The organism is Gemmiger formicilis (genome assembly GCF_016900095.1).
GTDB lineage: Bacteria > Bacillota > Clostridia > Oscillospirales > Ruminococcaceae > Gemmiger > Gemmiger formicilis_A.
In genome coordinates this window covers 17,051-37,346 of the sequence record NZ_JACJJP010000013.1, presented here as the reverse complement: position 1 = coordinate 37,346, position 20,296 = coordinate 17,051, and the positions used below count along the sequence as shown (strand labels likewise).

The following is a 20,296-nucleotide window of genomic DNA, read 5'->3' as shown; positions in this document are numbered from 1 at the left end:
AAGGGCCGCCGCCCGGCAGGGGGTGACGGCCCGAACATACAGGGTCAGGGCAGGGAAGGCTGGTAGTCCGCCAGACGACGGGGCTTGCCCTCAAACACAACGGCGATGGCATCGGGCCCGGTGTTGGCGCTGACGGCGCCGCCCAGCTGGAACACGCCCAGGGGGGCATGGCCGAATTCCTTCTTGCACAGCTTGAGCAGTTCGTCCCGCTTGGCGGTGCTGGAAGTGTAGGCGATGAGGTAGGGGGTCTTCTTCATGTCATCCACCCGGGTCTTCACCCACTTCAGCATGGCCACGGGCACGGCGGCATCGCCGCGTACCTTGGCTTCCACATGGCTGATGCCGTCGTTCAGGCTGATGATGGGGCGCAGGCCCAGCAGTTCGCCCGCAAAGGCGGCAGCCGCCGAAACACGGCCGGATTTCTTCATCTGTTTCAGGCTGTACGCAGCCAGGCAGACCTCTACGCAGGCCAGCTTGTGTTCCAGCTCGGCAATGCAGGCGTGCAGCTCGCCGCCGTTGCGCAGCTTGCGGGCGCATTCGCACAGATAATAGCCGAACACCATGGAATAAGTATGGCTGTCCACCAGATGAATCTTCATGGTGCAGTCGGGGCGCTCTTCAGCCAGCTGGGCCGCGGCCTGCTGGGCGTAGCCGTAGGTGGCGGAACCGGCGCTGTTGATGCTCACGTGCAGCACGTCGGTGTAGCCTTCGTCGGCGTAGCGGGTATAAATTTCCAGCCACTGCATGGCGGTGATGGCCGCCGTGGTGGGCACGCCCTGGGCGTTGCGCATCAATTCGTAGAACTGGTCACAGGTCAGGTCGCGGCGCTCAAAATACTCCTTCCCGTCAATGTTGATGGGGAAGTCATAGACGTCGATCCCGTACTTCTCGGCCATATCCTTCGGGATGTCGCAGCTGGAATCGGTCATGATCGCAAGTTTACGTTCCATCGGTGTACTCACTTCTCTCACTTCCATTTGTATTTTGTCAGTTGCCCCTGTGTTTCCAGATCCGCAAAGTTCCACTGACGCAGAGCTTCGTATACCCCAATTGCCACAGAGTTGGACAGGTTCAGGCAGCGTTCCCCCCGGCGCATGGGAATGCGCACACAGGTATCGGGGTTGGCGGCCAGCAGCTCTTCGGGCAGACCGGCATCCTCCCGCCCGAACACAAGATACGCCCCGTCCGGATACGCAAGATCCGTGTGCCGGTGGGTGGCCTTGGAAGAAAAATAAAAAAACGGGCCGGGGTTTGCCGCCATAAATTCCGATAAGCTCTGATAGTATGTTATATCAAGCTGCCCCCAATAGTCAAGACCGGCCCTCTTTAATTTCTTGTCATCAATCTTGAATCCCATGGGCCCCACCAGGTGCAGCCGGGCTCCGGTCACCGCGCAGGTCCGGGCCACGTTGCCGGTATTCTGGGGAATCTGGGGTTCCACCAGCACAATATTCAGTTCAGGCATTGTTTTCAACTTCCTCATGTCATAAAGTGGAAAAAATCAGGCGTTGGGGACCAGTCGTCCCAGCACCGATTCCAGCCAGACCCCCAGCCGCTCGTCGGCGCCCTCTGGGGTGGCGCGCAGGCAGTCGCCCACAAACACCGCGGCGGCCTGGGCAGCGGCTTCGGGCACGTTGCCCTGCAAAAGCCGTCCCACCAGCACCGCGCCGAAGATGTCCCCCGTGCCGTGGAACAGCCGGGGAATCAGCGGGGTGCGCACGGTGTAGGACGCACCGTTTTTGTCTGCTCCCACACAGACGATGCTGTGCCCGGCGGTGATTCCGGTCAGCAGCACCTGGGGGCATACCCGGGTCAGCCGGGCGGCGGTTTCGGCCGCGGCTTCGGGGGTGACGGAGCCGGGGGCGGGCAGCGGATCCCCTAAAAGCAGGGCAGCCTCGGTGGCGTTGGGCAGAATCAGGTCCGCCTTGCTGCACAGGGTGTACAGGGCGGGCACCATCTCCTGGGCCAGGCCGCTGTACATCCGGCCGTTGTCGCCCATCACCGGGTCCACCACCGTCAGGGCGTCCGGCCAGTATTCCATGGCCTGTTCCACCAAAAGGGCCTGTTCCGGTTCGGACAAGTATCCCGAATAGATGCAGTCGAACCGCACCCCCAACCGGCGATAATGGGCCAGTGCCGCCGGACCGTATCCCGGACTGGAAAGACGGGCGGGGGCACCCAGACCGCCGGTATGGGTGGAAAGCACGGCGGTGGGCACCGCCACGGCCTGCACACCGATGGCCGACAGGATGGGTACGATCACCGACAGCCCGGCCCGCCCGAATCCGGGCAGATCATGGATGCAAAGGACGGTTTTGGGGGCTACTGACATGGAACGCACGCTCTTTTCGTGGAGATTTTGCCCTTTTCGGGCGGTTGAGATGATTTTACCATATCGGCCGGGAGAAAAAAAGACGCATAATGGCGAAACTGTTTGGAAAACTAATCACTGAACCCGCAAACCGGGCAGATTCACACCGAAAGGAGCCGTATTAACGATGAAAAGCACCACCATGACCACCATGGCCACCGCCGCAATGGGGGCTGCCATGGGCGCCGCCGCCGTGTATGTGGCCACCCATGACCAGCGCCAGATGCGCAAAACCATGAACAAGATGACCCGCGGAGCCGAAAAGGCGCTGAAGGAACTGGATCACATGATCACCCAGTACACCCGCTGAACCGGACCCCGACCAGCCAAAAGCAGGCACCCCCGGCCGCAAAGCCGAAGGTGCCTGTTTTTATGCAAAGGAGGAAGGAAATTACAGAATCCGCACCCGGATGGCGTCGGGGATGGCGGCCAGCTGCCCGGCCAGAGTGTCTTCCAGGTTGCCGGTCACATCCAGCATGGTGTAAGCAACGTCCTTCTTGCTTTTGTTCACCATGTTTTCGATGTTCAGGTTGGCGGCGGTCAGCACGCCGGTGATGGCCGAAATCACACCGGGGGCGTTTTTGTGAATCATGCAGATGCGGCGTCCGCCCAGGCGGGGCTGCTGCACATCGGGCAGGTTGACGCTGTGGGTGATGTTGCCGTTGCGCAGGTAGTCGCTCAGCTCGTTGGCGGCCATGACGGCGCAGTTGGTTTCGCTTTCGGGGGTGGAAGCGCCCAGGTGCGGGGTGCAGTACACCCCGTGCACACCCAGCAGTTCCTCGGCCGGGAAATCGCAGAAGTAGGAGGCTACCTTGCCGGTGCTCAGTCCGTCCAGAATGGCGGCAGTGTCCACCAGCTCGCCCCGGGCAAAGTTCAGCACCCGCACGCCGTCCTTGCACATGGCCAGGGTCTGGGCGTTGATGGTGTGCTTGGTGGAGGGCATGTAGGGCACATGGACGGTGAGATAGTCGCACCGGGGCAGCATGTCGCTCAGGGTCACGCAATGCTGTACGCTGCGGGAAAGACTCCACGCGGCGTCGATGCTGATATAGGGGTCATAGCCCAGCACTTCCATGCCCAGGGCCACGGCGGCGTTGGCCACCCGGGACCCGATGGCCCCCAGGCCGATGACGCCCAGGGTCTTGCCTCGCAGTTCGGGGCCTACAAACTGTTTCTTGCCCTTTTCCACATCCTTGGCCAGGGTGGCGCTGCCCTTCAGGCCCTTGGCCCACTGGATAGCGTCGGGCAGGTTGCGGCTGCCGGCCACCAGGGCACCGATGACCAGTTCGGCCACAGCGTTGGCGTTGGCGCCCGGGGTGTTGAACACCACAATGCCAGCCTCGGTGCAGCGGTCGATGGGAATGTTGTTGGTGCCGGCACCGGCCCGGGCAATGGCCAGCAGGCTTTCGGGCAAAGGCGCCTCGTGCATGTCGGCGCTGCGCACCAGAATGCCCTGGGGTGCGGCGGCATCGTTGTCGATCTCAAAAACCCCGGCCGGCAGTTTGGCCAGGCCCACGGGGGAAATGGCGTTCATGGTTTTAATGGTATACATCGGCGTTCGGCCCTCCTGTATCTTGCTGTGATGCGCTCACGCGTTTTCCTTGCGGAACTTCTCCATGAATTCCACCAGCGCCTGTACGCCCTGGGGCGGCATGGCGTTGTAGATGGAGGCCCGCATGCCGCCCACCAGGCGGTGACCCTTCAGGTTCAGCAGCCCTTCTTCGGCGGCTTCGGCGCAGAATTTCTTGTCCAGCTCCGGCGTGGGGGAGGTGAAAGTCACGTTCATCCGGCTGCGATAAGGCTTTTCCACCGGATTCTTGAAGAAGTCCTGGCTGTCCAGGTACTCATACAGCACCTTGGCCTTGGCGTCGTTGATTTTCTTCATCTCTTCCAGGCCGCCCACCTCATGTTCCAGATACTCCATGACCAGCCCGGTCATATAGATGCACCAGCAGGGCGGGGTGTTGTACATGCTGTCGGCACCCAGCAGGGTGGTGTAGTTCATCATGGTGGGGATGTTTTCCGGCGCGATGCCCTTGGCGCTGTGGCCCAGCAGGTCTTCCCGAATAATGGCCACGGCCATACCGGCGGGGGCTACGTTCTTCTGCACGCCGAAGTAGATGCAGCCGTACTTGGTCACGTCGGTGGGCTCGGAGAAGATCATCGAGCTCATGTCCGCCACCAGGGGAATGCCGTCCACCTGAGGCACATCCACAAAGGTGGTGCCGAAGATGGTGTTGTTCTGGCAGATATGGATGTAGCTGGCGTTGGGGTCATAATCGATGGCCTTCACGTCGGGGATGTAGGTGAAGTTGCGGTCCTTGCTGGAAGCGGCAATGCGGGCGGTGCCGAACTTGTCTGCTTCCTGGGCGGCCTTCTTGCTGAAGTTGCCGGTGACCAGGTAATCGGCGGTGCCGGTGGTCATAAAGTTCAGCGGCACCATGGCGAATTGCTGGGTGGCGCCGCCCTGGAAAAAGCCGATCTTGTAATTGTCGGGCACCTTCAATACCCGGCGCATGGCGGCCTCGGTGTTCTGGATGATGTCATCGAACCACTTGCTGCGATGGCTCATCTCCATCACGCTCTGACCGGACCCGTGATAATCCAGCAATTCGGCCTGCGCCGTGCGCAGCACGCTCTCGGGCAGCATCGAAGGCCCTGCACTGAAATTATACACTCTCGCCATGGGTAACCCCTCCTGTACTTTCTTTCACTCGCGGGCAATGGCGCCCGATACCGGTATTATACGCCGCTCAAAATCACAGCCGCAAGCAAAAAAGCATCGGCAAAACACCGAAAAGACGCCCTAAAACGGCGGGCACAGAGAACAAGGCAGACAAATGTCTGCCTACAAAACACAATATCTTTTACGTTTGTAAAATAAACACTAAAATAATAGCCGAAAATGTGCCGTAATCTTTGTGCACATTTTCGGCTTGTCAAAATATCTTCCACAAATGTAAAATAATTACGGGGCAATCAACCACAAATGTAAAAGAAGAAACTGTCATGGAAATGCTTTCACACAGCGAAGAGCAGGTCATGGCCGCCCTGTGGGCCTGCGGCAAACCCGCCACCCGGCGGGAAATCGCGGCCAGGCTGCCATCCAGTTGCAGCTGGGCGGACTCCACCCTGCTCAATTTTTTGCTCCGGCTGGAAAACAAGGGCTTTGTCCGGCCGGAAAAGCAGGGCAACAAGAACATCTACACCCCGCTGGTGCGTCGGGTCACCTACTGCGGGGCGGCCAGCGCCGCTCATCTGCAGCGGCTGTACGGCGGGGACCTACGAGCCATGCTGGGGGCACTGGCGGACACGGGGAGGGTCAGCTTCACCGATATGGAGCGCCTGGCCCGGTATCTGGACAGCCGCGCCGTCGAAAGCCCGGAGTATGATTACGACTGAGTGCTCTGCTTTTCGGCCAGAGCCTGGGCCCATTGGACCAGGGCTTCGCCGTCGGCCAGCCGGGTCTTGTATCCCTTGCCGTCGATGGTGCAGTGGTTGCCGCAGGAAACGACGGTCATGGTGGTTTCGTCGTTCATATAAATGTCCAGCGACACCGACTGACCGGCCACTTCTTCGGCCTGGGGATAATAGCAGACAGTCTTGTTGAGCACCTTCACTCCTTCGGCGGCGTCGTCGCCGTAGGCGGACAGGGCCAGGCCGTCCGGATTCACCGTCACTTCGATATGGTCGATGTCCCGTGCCGACAGATACATCATCTCTTTGGAACCCAGAACAAGGCGGACAGCGACCAATAGGGCCAGAACTACCACCACGGTCAGAATCCGCCGCAGAATCAGATGGGTACGGTTGGGCAATTGTTTGTCCATAATGAACTTCCTTTCCGATCAATAGGGCGGGGGAAGGTTATTCTTCCTCGCCTGCCATGGTTACAATGTCCCGGATGGCCTGCCCGGTGGGGGTTCCGGCCAATCCGCCGATGCCGGTTTCCCGCAGGTCGCGGCTCATGGCGGCGCCCACCTCGGCCATGGCGTCAATGACTTCGTCTGCCGGAATGTGGCCCACCACACCGGCCAGGGCCATGTCGGCGGCAGATACCGCATTCACCGCCCCGATAACGTTGCGCTTGATGCAGGGCAGCTCCACCAGTCCGGCAACCGGGTCGCACACCAGCCCTTCCAGGTTGGTCAGCGCCAGAGAAAACGCCTCGGCACAGGCCTCGGCGGTGCCCCCCTTCAGATGCACCAGGGCCGCGGCCGCCATGGCGGAAGCGGCGCCCACCTCGGCCTGGCATCCGCCTTCGGCCCCGGCCAGGGTGGCGCGGGCAGCCACCACCTGTCCGAACCCGGCGGCCACGTACAAAGCCCGGCAGATGGCCTCCTCGTCATAGGTGCCGGCCCGCCACAGGGGCAGCAGCACCGAGGGCAATACCCCGCAGCTGCCGGCGGTGGGGGCTGCCACAATACGCTTCATGCAGGCGTTGCATTCGGCGGTTTTCAGCGCTTCGGCAATTACCTGGGCATAGTAGCCGCCGCTGTACAAAAGCCCGGCAGCGGCCGCCTGCTCTACCTTGGCGGCGTCCCCACCCGCAAAGCCGCTGGCCGAGCGATCTTCCGCCCGGTAATTGCGGCTGGTTTCGGTCATCACCTGCCACAGATGACGCATCTGCGCATGGGATTCCTCCTCCGTCAGGCCGCTTTCGGCCAGGTCGCTGCGCAGGATGACTTCATCCAGACTGCTTCCTTCGGTTTTGCAGGCATTCAGCAGGTCCCGCACCGATGTATATGCCATGTTGTTCTCCTTATAGATTACAGATTCAGACTGGTCACTTTCACAATGCCGGGCATACGGCGCAGCTGGCTCACAATGTCGGCGGGAATGGGCTGGTCACATTCCAGCACCATCACCGCGTAGCCGCCGGCGGTGGAGCGGTACAGCTGCATGGTGGCAATGTTGATGTTGTGCTCGCTCAGACAGGTGGTCACGGCGGCTACATGGCCCGGGGTATCCAGATTGTGCACGATCAGGGTATCGTGGTCCGCCCCGAAATTGGTGGTGATGCCGTCGATCTGACAGATGTTGATGCGGCCGCCGCCGATGGAGGCGCCCATCACTTCCAGCTTGTGCCCGTCGGTGCCCTGCAGACGCAGAACGGCGGTGTTGGGGTGCGCGCCGCGCAGGTTGATAGTGCCCACGGTGAACTGCATACCCGCCCGGCGGGCCAGGGCAAAACTGCGGGGGATGTTCTCGTCATCCGGCTGCATGCCCAGCAGCCCGGCCACCAGAGCGCGGTCGGTGCCGTGGCCGCGACCGGTGGCGGCAAAGCTGCCATGCAGCAGAATTTCTGCCCGGGCGGGCTGTTCCCCCAGCAGTTTGCGGGCGGTCAGACCGATGCGCACCGCGCCGGCGGTGTGGCTGCTGGAAGGTCCGGTCATCACCGGCCCGAGAACATCAAACAAACGCATGGCAGGCGTCCTCCTTACTTATCCTGTCCTTTAGTATATCGGCTGAACGGTCGCATTGCAAGCATGCAAAAAAGAAAAAAAATCTCTTGACACATGGCAAATCGTGTGATAGAATGTATCTCGCATTGTGGTGGAGCCACTATGGAGAGGTGTCCGAGTGGTTTATGGAACTGGTCTTGAAAACCAGCGATTCGCGTGAGCGGACCATGGGTTCGAATCCCATCCTCTCCGCCATTTTTTGTAAAAAGTGAATAGTCTGATCACTTTGACTTGGAGTAATACTCAAGAGGTCGAAGAGGCGCCCCTGCTAAGGGCGTAGGGTCTTAACGGGCCGCGAGGGTTCAAATCCCTCTTACTCCGCCAAATACCGGCACAGCGATTTCAGTCGTTGTGCCGGTATTATTTTTTTGTTTATCATAAAGCCCCCGGCCGTTTTTCCGCAAAACAGCCGGGGGCTTTTTTGGTATCCGGTTTTGTTACTCGGAAATCCGGAACCGGGCCCGCAAATCCTGCAACTGTTCCAGATGCCGGCGGCGCAGTTTCGGGTCATCCACACTGCCGAATGCGCGGGTTTTACGGGCGCCGGGGCCGGTGGAGCCGTATTCTCCGAACCGGGCCGTCCACTCGTTGGCCGGGTCCCGCCAGTTGTCCCAGCCGTCTGGGCAGATTTCAGCACTCAGCTCACATTCCAGCCAGTAGCAGGCAGCATCCTTGCGCCAGGGACGTCCCAGATACACTGTACCGGCGGGACAGCTGCCCTGCACCCTGCAGTGATAGAACAGGTATCCGGGTTTTCCGGCGGGGGTGTTGGGGGCGGCGATGTAGCTGACCTTGCTGCGGTGGGCAAGAGGCTGGATGGTGCAGCCGTCAAACACGGCATTGGCGCCCCCGAAAATAAAATCAATGTTGCCGCGTATGACGCAATCCCGGTAATACTGCAGGGTATCCAGCCGGGGCGCATTCTGCCGCGGTCCCCGGAACCCGTTTTCTTCCCGCTCTTTTTCGGGCAGGGGAGCGGTAAAAAGGGTGTCCTGGTTGCCGTACAGATTCACGTGCTCCATCAGGACATGGGAGGCATCCGCATACACGGCCAGGGCCTGTCCGGCCACGGCGCCGTCGCCGGCGGTGTTCTGCACTGTCAGATTGCGCACCGTCGCATGGCCGCCGCCCAAAAACAAGGTCTGGCTGCGGAAGGTTCCGGTCTTGCTCTCTCCGGGCCAGGGATCATACCCGCCCACCCCGGCGGTCAGGATCACCCGGTCACGATTTTCCCCCTCCAGAACATAATCGTCCAGTTCGATAAAGGGGCGCTCCGCGTACACCCCGTTTTTGATCAGGAAGCGCACCGGCTGTTCGGGGGCAGCAGCACAGTGCAGAACCGCCTCCCGCAGATGGAAAAAGTCCCCGCTTCCGTCCTGGGCAATCACCCAGGTCTTTCGTTGTTGCATGACAGCCTCCTTTTTATTCACCCCAGAACACCTGCAAGGCGTTGCGGTACAGAATCAATTCTTTTTCCCCTTCACTGAAATCCGGGTCCGCCGCCACCGTATCCACCATCTGTTCATAGGAATACTGGCACAGGTTGGAGGGCAGATCGGTGCCGAACAGCAGTTTGTCCACCCCCACAATCCCGGCGGCCCGGTGGATGAACCTTCGGGTAACCGGGTAAGGCGCGTCGTCCGGTGCCACATTGTGCTGTAAAGAAGCCAGATCGAACCAGACGTTGGGCAATGCCAGTTGGGCCAGCCCTTCGGCCATGGCCTCCAATTCCGATTGCTTGGGGGCCAGAAGATGGCATACCACGAAGGTCATGCCGGGGTGGCGCAGGATGGTGCGCCGCAAGGCGGGAATCTGGCTGCTGGGACTGCCCAGCTTGCCGATGTCGATCACAAAGACAAGGTGGTGCTCGTCGGCAAACGAAACCTCTTTTTCCATCATCTCTCCGTCCAATGCGAACAGGGGATGGTTGGCCATCAGGCCGGAACCGGTGCTGACCTCGAATTTGACCACTCGCAGCCCCAATTCCTCAAACAGATGGCGGACAATGCCGTCCCGCCGGCGGCTGTAAGGGTCGTAGCCGCCGGCAGCCAGAAAGCGGTCCGGCCATTTTTGCTGTGCCTGGTAGCTGTACAGGTTCTGGAATCCCAGAAAGCCGCCCTGTAGCAGCACGGCACGCTCCACACGGTTGTCATTCATCACCTGCAGCACCCGTTCCGGGGTGACGGCGTCGGTGTTCCATTCCTCGGGAATCAGCTGGTAGACCGTCCCGTCAGCACAGATGCCGCGCCCGCCGCCGCAGGACCGCATTTCCCCGTTGGACTCGGTTCCGGCAATGCACTGGACCAGATGTACATGCGCGTCAATGATTTTCATGGCATGGTCTCCTTTCAGGGGGCGGAAGTGGCATTCTTCAGAACGGTATCCATGGCTTCAAAAATGTGCTCGCTGTGGAATCGGTGTTCGCCCTCGCATACGTCATGGACGATACGGTCGGAGGCGCCATATAAGTCGTAGGCGCGGCGTACAATGTCCATCTGTTCCAGTACGTTCTGCAACCCGCGGGGGCCGTTCAGATGGTCGCCACGGCAACTCTGCACAACCAGCGGACGGGGGGCAATCAGGCTGGCAATATCGCCCATGTCATAGTGGCGCCAGAGCTGTGGCACATAGTTGCAGGAGCAGTTGCCGCACAAGGTCAGCAGCGAATCCTTGTACCCGTACAGATAGCCGCTGATCACCGCCAGCTTCACCCGGTCGTCCAACGCGCACAGCCAAAGCGTCTGCATGCCGCCGCCGGAAAAGCCCAGGCAGGACAGGGTATCCATGGACCATTCCCCGCGCTGCTCCACGTAATCAATCAGCCGCTGCAGATCCCACACCAGCATGCCGATGACCGTCAGGCCCAGGGGCTCGGCCATGTGGGCCAGCTGGTAGCAGGTGCCGGTCAGAAAATCATCGGTCTTGTCCGTCTGCTTGTCCGGGTCCCGGCGCTCGCCGAACCCGCGGCAGTCGGGACAAAGGGCGATGTGCCCATGCTGTGCCAGCTGCAGGCCGTAGTCGTAGTTGTAGAAATCGATGGCGCGGGCCACCGCCGGAATCTCCCCCAGGCCGGCAACGCTGTATTTTCCGGCTCCCTGATGGCCCGGCGGGCACAGGAACACCCGGCTGTGGCCATCCCGGTGATCAGGAATCAGGATGTAGACCGGCATGTAGGTGTCCGGTTCGGTTTGCAGCAGGACTTTCTGACGCAGAATCCCACCTGGCAGCGGTGTCTCTTCCAGAATCTGGGGGCAGAGCGGACAGGGCTCCATCAACTCCATACCCAGCAACTGCTTCAGTCGGTTGCGGGCCATTTCTCGCCAGGCGTCAAAGTCCGCCGCGGAAGAGCCGGTAAAATAATCTTTCCGTGCCAGGCGGTCATATTTCCGCTGCATGATGGGCAGGGTGGGGTAGTAATGCTCAATGGAAATGCAATCGGGGTTCATAGGTTTTTCCTCGCTTTCCGGATATGCAACGCTACGGCAAACCCGTTTTCAGAGTCTGCCGTAGTGCTGCTATCTTGTTAGGAGATGGTGTTGGTTTTATCAGGTGGCGGAAGCGGCCTGGTAACGTTCATACTGGGCGGTGCGAACTTCCAGCAGATCGCTCAGGTGCATGCTTTCCAGGGTGGCCAGATAATCGTCGAAGGTATCCAGAGAAGCGGTGCCGGTAATGAAAGCAACTTCCATTTCATCGGCATAAGTTTCCAGGTCTACCAGATAGTTAGAGACGACCTCGGCTTCATCGGATTCGGCAAAGATGAAAGGCCAGGGAGAGCGCACGTACTGGATCAGTTCCTGGTCCACTTCTTCATGCCAATCAGAAACCAGAGCGTAGGTAGCTTCGGTGGACTGACGGGCGGGAAGGACGCCGGCGGGGTTGATGCCCAGCTGCTGCAGCCAGGTGTTGTCGCTGGCCTGTTCGGTAAATTCGCGATTGCCGTTTTCATCCACTACATAGCTTTCACCCTCGATGCCCCAGCAGTACATATCCTGGTTGGCCTCACTGAAGGCATAATCCAGGAAGCGAATGGCCAGATCGATGTTGGAGGAGGCGGCGGTCACGCCCCACAGACTGCCGATGGGATCACGGCCGACGTAGAAACCTTCATGGGTGCCGCTCAGAGGCTTGGCGCCGCTGACGCCGGTGGCACGGGTACCGTCATAGTAAGGGAGCTGGACGCTGTAGGTCATGTCCATCTGATAGCCCCAGTCGCAGGTGACACCGGTCTGGTCGTTGGCAAAGCGGGCGATGATCTGGTCGCGGGTCAGGGTGGTGTAGTCCACATCCAGCAGACCTTCGGTGTACAGCTGGTTCAGGAAGGTCAGATAAGCTTTGTAGTCTTCACTCTCAGCCTGGGCGTAGGCGACGGTGCCGTCATCCTTGACGTAGAAGCCGGAGATCAGGTCCAGACCGAAGGCGGGACCAAACATATACGGCAGCATTTCGGCGGTGACGCTCATGGGATACTCATCATTGGTGTCGCCGTTACCGTTCATGTCGTGGGTCTTGTAGTAGCGCAGCAGTTCCACAAACTCATCGGTGGTGGAGGGAACTTCGGAGAATCCGGCGTCGGCCAGCCACTTCATGTTGTACATGATGCAGGGCTGGAAGGTATCTGAAACGTTGGTGCCGCAGACATAATAGATGTGGCCGTCGGAAGCGGTCAGAGAAGCCTTGACGGACGGATTTTCATCCAGCCATTTGCTGAAGTTGGGCATCTCGTCGAAGTGGGTGTCCAGTGGCTCAAACAGACCGGAATTGATGTAGCTCTGGTTGGGGTCCATATCGTCGGGCAGGCGGATGAAGTCGGGCAGGTCACTGCCGGCGGCCAGCATGGGCTTGACGGTGTCGTTGTAGTTGGTTGGATTGACCAGAGTGTAGTCGATGGTAACATTGGCACCTTCCTGGACCTTCTTGACGATTTCGGCCTGGGTCATGTCCACGTTGGAGTAGTTGGATGCCTGGGCCACACAGGTCAGGGTCATGCCGTCCAGATCGGTGATAGGGCCGGTTCCGTCGTACACGAAATCCGGGCTGGCAACGGCATTTTCGGTGGTGGAAGAGCTGTCGCCACAAGCCGTCAGACTGGTGGCCGCCAGGGAGACCGCGCACAGAAGAGCGGTTGCCTTGACCAGGCGGGAATGGTTGTTTTTCATGGTATGCCTCCTATTTTTCGGGGTGATGTTGTCCCCGTTCGTACAATAATAGTGGAAAATGGCGGTCAATCAGCCCTTGACGGCGCCCAGCATCGTGCCCTTGACCAGATATTTCTGAACGAAGGGGCAAACGCACATGATGGGAATGACGGCCAGAACAATGCAGACGTACTGAATCTGCAGGGTGGACTGGGCAGCGGCATCTGCGGCCAGCATACCGCCGGCGCTCTGCAAAATTTCCGGCGAAGAGCTGAGCAGGACCTTGCGCAGGAACAGGGTGAGGGGCTGCAGATTGGTTTTGCCCAGATACAGCAGGGCGGAGAAGAAGTCGTTGTACCGGGCCACGGCGTAGTACAGCGAAAGAACAGCCAGGGTGGGTTTGGCCAGAGGAACGGCGATGCGGGCCATCATGATGAAGTCGTTGGCGCCTTCCAGGTTGGCATTTTCAAAGAGCTCTTCGGGAATGGCCTCAAAAGCGCTGCGCAGGATCATCACGTTGTAGGCACTGATCAGAACCGGAAGGACCATGGCCAAGCGGCTGTTGTACAGGCCCAGACCGGTCACCACCATGTAGGTGGGGATCAGGCCGCCGGAGAAGTACATGGTGAACGCCAGGAAGAAGTTCAGCTTTTTGCGCAGGAAGAACTGGCGGCGGCTCAGGGGATAGGCGGCCAGGATGGAGAAGAGGACGTTACACACGGTGCCCATCACCGTATAGATCACGGTGTTGATGTAGGAAGTCCAAAGATCATCGTAACCCAGCACCATCTTCAGGGCGCTCAGATCAAAGCCCACCGGCAGCAGCCAGATATCGCCCCGGTTGACGGCGGCGCCGTCGCTGATGGAAACGGACAGAACATACAGGAAGGGGTATACACAGACGACGATGGCAAGAAACACGATAATCCAGATAATAATATCAAAGATTTTGTCGCCCAGATCTTCCTGTATAAACTCGCGCATGGGATTTTTGTGCGCGGTGGTGGCAACAGGTTTGCTCATGGTTCAATTCTCCTTTACCAGACGGATGTGTCGGTCAGCTTGCGGCTGGTGCGGTTTGCCAGGAAGACGATGGCGAAGGTAACCAGCGAGTTGAACAGGCCGACGGCGGCGGCGTACGAGTAGTTGCTGCTTTCAATACCTTGGCGGTACACGTAGGTGGAAATGACGTCGGCAGTCTCATAGACGCCGGGGCTGTAGAGCAGGAACACCTTTTCAAAGCCGACGCTCATCAGGTTGCCGCAAGCCATAATCAGCAGCAGTACGACGGTGGGTTTGATGCTGGGCAGAACCAGATGCCAGATGATGGTCCGCTTGGAAGCACCGTCCACGCGCATGGCCTCGTACAGGTCCTGGGGAATGGCCATGATGGCGGCCACAAAGATGATAGAGTTGAAACCGAAGGTCTGCCACGATCCGCTCACCACATAGATGGTCCGGAACCATTCGGGCAAGCCCAGGAAGTTGATGGGCGTTCCGCCGAAGAATTCAATCATCTGGTTGATGATGCCGGTGCTGGGGGACAGGAAGTTGTTGATCATACCGCAGACAACCACAGTGGAGATGAAGTAGGGCAGGTAGGTCAGCACCTGACCGGCCTGGCGCAGGGGCTTGCTGCGGATCTGGGTGATGCACAACGCAAAGATGATGGGAATGGGGAAGCCGAAAATCAGGGAGTAGAAAGCCATGAGGAAGGTGTTGCGCACCAGTCGGAAAGCGTAGGGGGATTCAAAAAATTTCTGGAACCATTTCAGGCCCACAAACTTGCCCTGGAACAATCCCATCAGGCCCTTGCCCGGGACAAAGTCCGTAAAGGACATGTACAACCCGGCCATGGGCAGGTAACAGAAGATAAGGTACCAGATGACGACCGGCAAGATCATTAACAAAAGATATTTGTCTCTGTTCCATGCTTTCTGCAAGGGCGACATCCGTTTTTGAGATATCGACCCTGCAGGGGAAGCATCTCTTGCCAAAGCAGTGCTTTTGAACATTGTGTTTTCCTCCATTGCAGAATACCGGATTTCGGACACGCTTCAGCGTCTTGTCCGTTTGACTAGTTTCATTCTACAATTTGCGGGAAAAATGTACAGAATTAAAAAATTCCCGCCGTTCAAAAATTGAAAAGCGGGAATTTTTGAATGTTGGAATCTGCAAAAATAACGTTATTCCGATGATCCTTTGCCGGAATTTTGTGAACGGTACTGTCCGGGGGTCAAAGAAGTGCTCTGGATAAAATTTCGACGAAAAGATTGGTCGCTGGTGTATCCGCAGCGCTTTGCAATTTCCGATACGGTCAGTTGTGTATCGCTCAGCAGCATGCGGGCGTGTTCCGTCCGTCGGTGCTGCAGGTATTGCAGGAAGGTCTCGTCATATTTTTTCTTGAACAGCTGCAGGATGGTCTTTTCGCTCATGGAAAATTGCGCCGAAAGGCCTTTTAAGCTCAATTCTGGATCATACAGTCGGGTTTCCACCTCGGCGAACAGTTTTTGGGCAGGGTCATCCGCCTGGAACAAGGCGGCTTCTCGGATCTGCTGCTGCAAAAGATTCTGGTAATGGGTGAAGATTTCTTCCAAGGTGGAGCTTTCGGGAATACGTGGCAGGGAAGAGGGGGCGTCAGTACCCCGGGCGTCGTGCAGGCCGCGCATGACCGACACGCGCAGTTCCTCCACCAGAATGCGGATGGTTTCAGCATCCATATGGGGGCGCAGCACATTCTTCTCATAGATGGTGCGCAGGATATGGGCCAACCGGTCGGGTTCCTGGTGGCGGATGCAGTGGCTGATTGTCACATCCAGATCGGGCGGGAAATAATAGTTTGCGTGCACATCGGGGCTGTTTTCCTCCTCGGCCACATAAATTTCCCCCCGGCCGCACATGAGAATGCCGTCGTTCACCGCCTGAACGGCCCGCTGACAGGCGGGGGCAATCTGCTCACACCCCAGTTTGCTGCCGCTGATGCCGAAGGTGACCTGTGTGTCGGGCACAAGAGGATTGCGTTCCATCCACTCCTGAACGGTGTAGAAAAAGTTGGTGGTAATTTCATTGGCTGCGTTCAGCACCAGAAAAACAAGAAAGTCGTTGCTCACATACCCCCAAAGGCGCAGTTCCTCGGTGTTGAAAGCGGCACTGATCTCGGTAAGCTTTTGTTGCAGCAGAGGCTGCCGCTGCCCGGGAGTCTGTCCTTCGGGCCAGGTGATGTTGACGGCGGCAATGCAATACCATCCGTCCGGAGCAACAGGGGGCAGCCGCAGAGACTGCAAAGAATCTTTTCCGGTATTGCCCAGCAGAAAATCCCGCAGGATACGCTGATCAGCATAGGGACTGATGGAATCGATGCGTTTGCGATAGGTGTCCCGCTCTCCCAACAGAGTGCGCACGCCCGTCACAAGGGAGTCCGTGTCGGCGTTGTGCAGCGAAGCCGGGGCTACCATGTCGCCAATCTGGCTGATGGGAGCGTAATATTTGTTGGAAAAGAAAAATGCCATTCCCAGAAAGGTTCCTGCCAGCAATACAGCACAGATCATGGGCAGGGAAATGCGGTTCACCACATCAGCCAGAAGGCTTTGTCCGGGCAGATACAGTTGGATCTGTACATCGGGAAAGGCACTCAGATCAACGGTGAAGGCGGGTCCGGCGATTTCCCCGGTGTTGTATACGTCCTGGGTTCCCTGGCGGATGACCAGACCGAAGGGAACATCCCCAATGACCTCTTCTACTTCCCGCAGAAAAACACTGTCATCGAACACCACGGCCACACATCCGTTGGTGCCCACGCCGGAATGGTTGTAAGGAACGGTACAAACCAACCCGGAGGTGGAAAAATCGGCCCGGTCCTGTTGGGGCAGGTTCAAAACCTCCCCCAAAGAGCCGTGCCGCAGAAGGTCGGTGGTGTCTTCAACGGCAAATTTTTGGCTGAGGATGGCCATGTTGCTGCTGGTGAATACTTCCGCCTCCCCGTTCAGGAACACCGCCACCTGCATCAGGTCCAGTCGCTTGGAAGACGAATACAGCCGCTTCAGCTCGGCCAGAAGCTGGTACCGCTGGAAAGTGCCCACTTCTTCCCCGGTGAACTGAGAGTAATAGAGGGTCTTGAAGTTGGTGGAGGCATCAATCCCCAGGGACAGGCTGCGTGTGGCCTGGATCCGCTCTTCCAGCAGGCTGGCCACGGTGTTGGCATACAGGGTGCTTGTGTCATGGCGGATGCGCCGGGCCGACAGGATGGACTCGCCGAACACCGCACCGGAATAAATCAGGAAGGCAAGAAAGATAATCAGCAGATAACTGGAAAACATCCGTTTCCAGATCGTGGCATAGTTGCCGTTTGCAACCGTAAATTTCACGTTCGGCGCCCTCCTTGAACGAGAATGACAAAATTCACACTTTTATTTTAGTAAAAAATAGGCAGAAAAACAAGTATCTCGCCGCATAATGTAAAATTTTTGCAAAAATAAAAAAGGCTCCTGCATAGGCAGGAACCTTTTTTGACTGTTGTGTCGGCAGAATATGTTCGTTATGTGCCATTGTATATGGCAACAAAAGGAAATATCAGCCCAGCTTGAAGCTGTCCTTCAACGTCACGATGCGGTTGTACACATGGGCATCGTGGCTGTCGGGGGTGAAATACCCCATGCGCACGAACTGGAACCGCTCGCCCGGCTGTGCATTTTCCAGGATCTTTTCCAGCTTGGCGTTGGGCATGACGGTGACGCTTTCGGGGTTCAGGTAATCCTTGAAGTCGGCGTCGTCGGGAATCCCGTTCATGTTGGCTTCGGTGAACAGCTTGTCGTACAGCCGCACCTCGGCATCCACGCAGTGCTCGCAGCTCACCCAGTGGATGGTGCCGCGCACCTTGCGGCCGTCGGCGGGGTTGCCGTTGCGGGTCTCCAGGTCGGCTTCGGCGTGGATGGCCACAATGTTGCCCTCCGCGTCCTTGTCCACACCGGTGCAGCGCACCAGATAAGCGCCCATCAGGCGGACTTCGCTGCCCAGGGTCAGGCGCTTGAACTTCGGCGGCGGCACCTCAAAGAAGTCGCTGCGGTCAATCCACACTTCCTTGGTGAAGGCCACCGGGCGGGTGGAATTGTCGTTGGCTTCCCGGTTGGGGTTGTTGGGCAGATCGAAATACTCGCAGCTGTCGGCCGGGTAGTTGTCGATGATCAGCTTGACGGGGTCCAGCACAGCCACGCGGCGGGCGGCGCTCAGCTCCAGCTCGGCGCGCAGCACGGCTTCCAGCTGACGCATGTCCACCAGGCTGTCGGCTTTGGAGATACCCGCACCGCGCACGAACTCAAAGATGCTGGTGGGGGTGTAACCGCGGCGGCGCAGACCACTCAGGGTGGGCATACGGGGATCGTCCCAGCCGTCCACGATGCCTTTTTCCACCAGCTCCCGCAGATAGCGCTTGCTCATGACGGTGTTGGTCACGTTCAGGCGGGCAAATTCCCGCTGTTTGGGGAACTCGCCGCCGAAGATGTTCTGGATGACCCAGTCATACAAAGGACGATGGTTTTCAAACTCCAGGCTGCACAGGGAATGGGTGATACCCTCGATGGCGTCCTGGATGGGATGAGCAAAGTCGTACAGGGGATAGATGCACCACTTGTCCCCCTGGCGATGATGGTGCACATGCTTGATACGGTAGATGGCCGGATCACGCAGGTTCATGTTCGGGCTGGCCAGGTCGATCTTGGCGCGCAGGGTCTTTTCACCGTCGGCGAACTCACCGGCGCGCATGCGGCGGAACAGGTCCAGGTTCTCTTCCGGCGTGCGGTCACGGTAGGGGGAAGGACGGCTGGGCTTGCCGGCGTCGTTGCCGCGGTATTCCTGCATCTCTTCCCGGGTCAGGTCGTCCACGTAGGCCTTGCCCTCTTTGATCAGCTTTTCGGCGTACTCATAGCACTTCTCAAAGTAATCGCTGCCGTAGAAGATACCGCCGTTGGGTTCGGCGCCCAGCCATTTCAGGTCGCGCAGAATGCTCTGCACATACTCGTCGTCCTCGCGGGCGGGGTTGGTATCGTCGTAGCGCAGGTTGAACTTGCCGCCGTAGGTCTTGGCCACCATATAGTTGATGTAGATGGCCTTGGCCGAGCCGATGTGCAGATAGCCGTTGGGCTCCGGCGGGAAGCGGGTATGAATCTCCTTGACCTTGCCTTCGGCCAGGTCAGCGTCGATGACCTCGGTTATAAAATTGGAAAATTTTTCATCAGACATAATGACACCCCAAATCGAATGTTACAATCCCATATTTTACAATAGATAGCGCCGTAACGCAAGCCCTCAGCGGTAATCGATGTCCAGGGTGGGCAGCCCGTTCAGGGTCAGGTCGGCCAGATTGCCGTCCCGGTACTCGTAATACCCCTGTGCCGCGATCATGGCACCGTTGTCACCGCAGTATTTCAGCTCCGGCAGATAGACCCTGGCGCCCAGTTTCTGCACGCCGTCGTTCACCAGCTGGCGCAGCCGGCCGTTGGCGGCCACGCCGCCCGCCAGGCAGACGGTCTTGGCGCCGGTGTCGGCTGCGGCGGCCAGCAACTTCTTGGCCAGAATCTGGGCAATGCGCTCCTGGAAGCTGGCGGCCATATCCGGCACACTGATCGTTTCGCCCCGCTGCTGGGCGTTGTGGACCTCGTTGACCACGGCGGTTTTCAGCCCGGAAAAGCTTACGTTGTACTTGCCCTGCACATGGGGAACCGGCAGGCGGTAGGCGTGGGGGTCGCCGGTGCGGGCCGCTTGGGACACGCTGGGTCCACCGGGGTAGGGAAGGCCCAGGGTGCGGGCCACCTTGTCGAAGGCTTCCCCGGCGGCGTCATCCACCGTGCGCCCCAGAATCTGGTACCGGCACCAGTCCTGCACCAGCACAATGTGGCTGTGGCCGCCGCTGGCCACCAGGCACAGGAACGGCGGTTTCAGGTCCGGATGGGTCAGATAGTTGGCGGCGATGTGCCCCCGCAGATGGTGCACCGGCACCAGCGGCTTGCCGGTGGCGTAGGCCAGCCCCTTGGCGTAATTGACCCCCACCAGCACCGCCCCGATGAGCCCGGGGGCGAAGGTCACGGCCACGGCGTCAATGTCCTTCATGGTCAGGTTGGCATCGGCCAGGGCCTTTTCGGCCACGGCGCTGATGTTTTCCGCATGGCGGCGGCTGGCAATTTCCGGCACCACGCCGCCGTACAGCGCCTGTTCCGCCACGCTGGTGGCAATGACGTTGGAGCAGACCTCCCGCCCGTCCTTGACCACAGCGGCTGCGGTCTCGTCACAGGTGGATTCAAATCCCAGTATATACATAAAAATCCCAGTCC

19 protein-coding genes and 2 tRNA genes are annotated in these 20,296 nt (G+C 58.9%); 4 read left to right on the top strand and 17 right to left on the bottom strand.

Features of this window, described 5'->3' with window-relative positions; translation table 11 throughout:
* Window positions 1-44 precede the first annotated feature (44 nt).
* Genes H6B15_RS07815 through H6B15_RS07805 form a run of 3 tightly spaced genes read right to left on the bottom strand, consistent with a single transcriptional unit; the run spans window position 45 to window position 2,332 of the window.
* Entirely contained in the window at window positions 45-950 is a 906-nt protein-coding gene (locus H6B15_RS07815) for a DegV family protein (protein ID WP_243424332.1), read from the bottom strand.
* A 17-nt stretch (window positions 951-967) separates the two neighbouring features.
* Window positions 968-1,465, bottom strand: a complete 498-nt coding sequence (locus H6B15_RS07810; RefSeq protein ID WP_204647435.1) for a tRNA (cytidine(34)-2'-O)-methyltransferase — start codon at window positions 1,463-1,465, stop codon at window positions 968-970.
* A gap of 36 nt (window positions 1,466-1,501) precedes the next feature.
* Window positions 1,502-2,332 carry a bifunctional hydroxymethylpyrimidine kinase/phosphomethylpyrimidine kinase gene (locus tag H6B15_RS07805; RefSeq protein ID WP_204647434.1) on the bottom strand — a complete coding sequence of 277 codons (831 nt, stop codon included), beginning with the start codon at window positions 2,330-2,332 and terminating at the stop codon, window positions 1,502-1,504.
* 166 nt (window positions 2,333-2,498) lie between these two features.
* Between H6B15_RS07805 and H6B15_RS07800 the strand changes: the two genes are divergently transcribed.
* Window positions 2,499-2,681, top strand: coding sequence for a hypothetical protein (locus tag H6B15_RS07800; protein WP_204647498.1), 183 nt, complete (start codon window positions 2,499-2,501; stop codon window positions 2,679-2,681).
* Window positions 2,682-2,762: 81 nt separating this feature from the next.
* On the opposite strand, the gene H6B15_RS07795 is transcribed toward H6B15_RS07800, so the two are convergent.
* Together H6B15_RS07795 and serC are read right to left on the bottom strand one after the other, a co-directional pair.
* On the bottom strand, window positions 2,763-3,923 hold the full coding sequence (locus H6B15_RS07795; protein WP_204647433.1) for a phosphoglycerate dehydrogenase: 1,161 nt from the start codon (window positions 3,921-3,923) through the stop codon (window positions 2,763-2,765).
* A 36-nt stretch (window positions 3,924-3,959) separates the two neighbouring features.
* Window positions 3,960-5,057: a 3-phosphoserine/phosphohydroxythreonine transaminase gene (gene serC, locus H6B15_RS07790; RefSeq protein WP_204647432.1), complete on the bottom strand. Its 1,098-nt coding sequence runs from the start codon at window positions 5,055-5,057 to the stop codon at window positions 3,960-3,962.
* A 323-nt stretch (window positions 5,058-5,380) separates the two neighbouring features.
* Between serC and H6B15_RS07785 the strand changes: the two genes are divergently transcribed.
* Window positions 5,381-5,773 carry a BlaI/MecI/CopY family transcriptional regulator gene (locus tag H6B15_RS07785; RefSeq protein WP_204647431.1) on the top strand — a complete coding sequence of 131 codons (393 nt, stop codon included), beginning with the start codon at window positions 5,381-5,383 and terminating at the stop codon, window positions 5,771-5,773.
* On the opposite strand, the gene H6B15_RS07780 is transcribed toward H6B15_RS07785, so the two are convergent.
* Genes H6B15_RS07780 through sdaAB form a run of 3 tightly spaced genes read right to left on the bottom strand, consistent with a single transcriptional unit; the run spans window position 5,764 to window position 7,797 of the window.
* Complete coding sequence (locus H6B15_RS07780) at window positions 5,764-6,201, bottom strand: hypothetical protein (RefSeq protein ID WP_204647430.1); 438 nt, start codon at window positions 6,199-6,201, stop codon at window positions 5,764-5,766. The genes H6B15_RS07785 and H6B15_RS07780 overlap by 10 nt on opposite strands.
* A 37-nt stretch (window positions 6,202-6,238) precedes the next feature.
* Window positions 6,239-7,123: an L-serine ammonia-lyase, iron-sulfur-dependent, subunit alpha gene (gene sdaAA / locus H6B15_RS07775; RefSeq protein WP_204647429.1), complete on the bottom strand. Its 885-nt coding sequence runs from the start codon at window positions 7,121-7,123 to the stop codon at window positions 6,239-6,241.
* Window positions 7,124-7,140: 17 nt separating this feature from the next.
* Window positions 7,141-7,797 carry an L-serine ammonia-lyase, iron-sulfur-dependent subunit beta gene (sdaAB, locus tag H6B15_RS07770; RefSeq protein WP_204647428.1) on the bottom strand — a complete coding sequence of 219 codons (657 nt, stop codon included), beginning with the start codon at window positions 7,795-7,797 and terminating at the stop codon, window positions 7,141-7,143.
* Window positions 7,798-7,940: 143 nt separating this feature from the next.
* On the opposite strand from sdaAB, the gene H6B15_RS07765 reads away from it, so the two are divergent.
* A tRNA-Ser gene (locus H6B15_RS07765) sits at window positions 7,941-8,031 on the top strand.
* A 38-nt stretch (window positions 8,032-8,069) separates the two neighbouring features.
* Window positions 8,070-8,160: transfer RNA gene (locus H6B15_RS07760), tRNA-Ser, on the top strand.
* A 113-nt stretch (window positions 8,161-8,273) separates the two neighbouring features.
* On the opposite strand, the gene H6B15_RS07755 is transcribed toward H6B15_RS07760, so the two are convergent.
* The 9 genes from H6B15_RS07755 to tsaD all read right to left on the bottom strand — a co-directional run bounded on the left by H6B15_RS07755 (window position 8,274) and on the right by tsaD (window position 20,282).
* Entirely contained in the window at window positions 8,274-9,245 is a 972-nt protein-coding gene (locus H6B15_RS07755) for a pectinesterase family protein (protein ID WP_204647427.1), read from the bottom strand.
* Window positions 9,246-9,258: 13 nt separating this feature from the next.
* Window positions 9,259-10,170, bottom strand: coding sequence for an amidohydrolase family protein (locus tag H6B15_RS07750; protein ID WP_204647426.1), 912 nt, complete (start codon window positions 10,168-10,170; stop codon window positions 9,259-9,261).
* Window positions 10,171-10,184: 14 nt separating this feature from the next.
* Entirely contained in the window at window positions 10,185-11,282 is a 1,098-nt protein-coding gene (locus tag H6B15_RS07745) for an alpha/beta hydrolase family protein (RefSeq protein ID WP_243424331.1), read from the bottom strand.
* 99 nt (window positions 11,283-11,381) lie between these two features.
* Window positions 11,382-12,995 (bottom strand): extracellular solute-binding protein, encoded by a 1,614-nt coding sequence (locus H6B15_RS07740; protein WP_243424330.1) that lies wholly within the window; start codon window positions 12,993-12,995, stop codon window positions 11,382-11,384.
* Between the two features lie 69 nt (window positions 12,996-13,064).
* The gene (locus H6B15_RS07735; protein ID WP_243424329.1) at window positions 13,065-13,997 is read right to left on the bottom strand and encodes a carbohydrate ABC transporter permease; all 933 of its coding nucleotides are present in this window, start codon (window positions 13,995-13,997) and stop codon (window positions 13,065-13,067) included.
* A 14-nt stretch (window positions 13,998-14,011) separates the two neighbouring features.
* Complete coding sequence (locus tag H6B15_RS07730) at window positions 14,012-14,878, bottom strand: ABC transporter permease (protein ID WP_243424328.1); 867 nt, start codon at window positions 14,876-14,878, stop codon at window positions 14,012-14,014.
* Between the two features lie 282 nt (window positions 14,879-15,160).
* A complete protein-coding gene (locus tag H6B15_RS15790) occupies window positions 15,161-17,338 on the bottom strand; it encodes a helix-turn-helix domain-containing protein (protein ID WP_204647424.1) in 2,178 nt (725 codons plus the stop codon).
* A 205-nt stretch (window positions 17,339-17,543) separates the two neighbouring features.
* Window positions 17,544-19,208 (bottom strand): glutamine--tRNA ligase/YqeY domain fusion protein, encoded by a 1,665-nt coding sequence (locus tag H6B15_RS07720; RefSeq protein WP_204647423.1) that lies wholly within the window; start codon window positions 19,206-19,208, stop codon window positions 17,544-17,546.
* Between the two features lie 66 nt (window positions 19,209-19,274).
* Complete coding sequence (gene tsaD / locus H6B15_RS07715) at window positions 19,275-20,282, bottom strand: tRNA (adenosine(37)-N6)-threonylcarbamoyltransferase complex transferase subunit TsaD (protein ID WP_204647422.1); 1,008 nt, start codon at window positions 20,280-20,282, stop codon at window positions 19,275-19,277.
* Window positions 20,283-20,296 lie beyond the last annotated feature (14 nt).

Coding starts and splice junctions, on each gene's coding strand:
- H6B15_RS07755 (WP_204647427.1), bottom strand. CDS start 9,245: ATGCAACAACGAAAGACCTGGGTGATTGCCCAGGACGGAAGCGGGGAC.
- H6B15_RS07785 (WP_204647431.1), top strand. CDS start 5,381: ATGGAAATGCTTTCACACAGCGAAGAGCAGGTCATGGCCGCCCTGTGG.
- tsaD (WP_204647422.1), bottom strand. CDS start 20,282: ATGTATATACTGGGATTTGAATCCACCTGTGACGAGACCGCAGCCGCT.
- H6B15_RS07750 (WP_204647426.1), bottom strand. CDS start 10,170: ATGAAAATCATTGACGCGCATGTACATCTGGTCCAGTGCATTGCCGGA.
- H6B15_RS07795 (WP_204647433.1), bottom strand. CDS start 3,923: ATGTATACCATTAAAACCATGAACGCCATTTCCCCCGTGGGCCTGGCC.
- H6B15_RS07805 (WP_204647434.1), bottom strand. CDS start 2,332: ATGTCAGTAGCCCCCAAAACCGTCCTTTGCATCCATGATCTGCCCGGA.
- H6B15_RS07730 (WP_243424328.1), bottom strand. CDS start 14,878: ATGATCTTGCCGGTCGTCATCTGGTACCTTATCTTCTGTTACCTGCCC.
- H6B15_RS07740 (WP_243424330.1), bottom strand. CDS start 12,995: ATGAAAAACAACCATTCCCGCCTGGTCAAGGCAACCGCTCTTCTGTGC.
- sdaAB (WP_204647428.1), bottom strand. CDS start 7,797: ATGCGTTTGTTTGATGTTCTCGGGCCGGTGATGACCGGACCTTCCAGC.
- H6B15_RS07735 (WP_243424329.1), bottom strand. CDS start 13,997: ATGAGCAAACCTGTTGCCACCACCGCGCACAAAAATCCCATGCGCGAG.
- H6B15_RS07780 (WP_204647430.1), bottom strand. CDS start 6,201: ATGGACAAACAATTGCCCAACCGTACCCATCTGATTCTGCGGCGGATT.
- sdaAA (WP_204647429.1), bottom strand. CDS start 7,123: ATGGCATATACATCGGTGCGGGACCTGCTGAATGCCTGCAAAACCGAA.
- H6B15_RS07745 (WP_243424331.1), bottom strand. CDS start 11,282: ATGAACCCCGATTGCATTTCCATTGAGCATTACTACCCCACCCTGCCC.
- H6B15_RS07720 (WP_204647423.1), bottom strand. CDS start 19,208: ATGTCTGATGAAAAATTTTCCAATTTTATAACCGAGGTCATCGACGCT.
- H6B15_RS07810 (WP_204647435.1), bottom strand. CDS start 1,465: ATGCCTGAACTGAATATTGTGCTGGTGGAACCCCAGATTCCCCAGAAT.
- H6B15_RS07815 (WP_243424332.1), bottom strand. CDS start 950: ATGGAACGTAAACTTGCGATCATGACCGATTCCAGCTGCGACATCCCG.
- H6B15_RS07800 (WP_204647498.1), top strand. CDS start 2,499: ATGAAAAGCACCACCATGACCACCATGGCCACCGCCGCAATGGGGGCT.
- serC (WP_204647432.1), bottom strand. CDS start 5,057: ATGGCGAGAGTGTATAATTTCAGTGCAGGGCCTTCGATGCTGCCCGAG.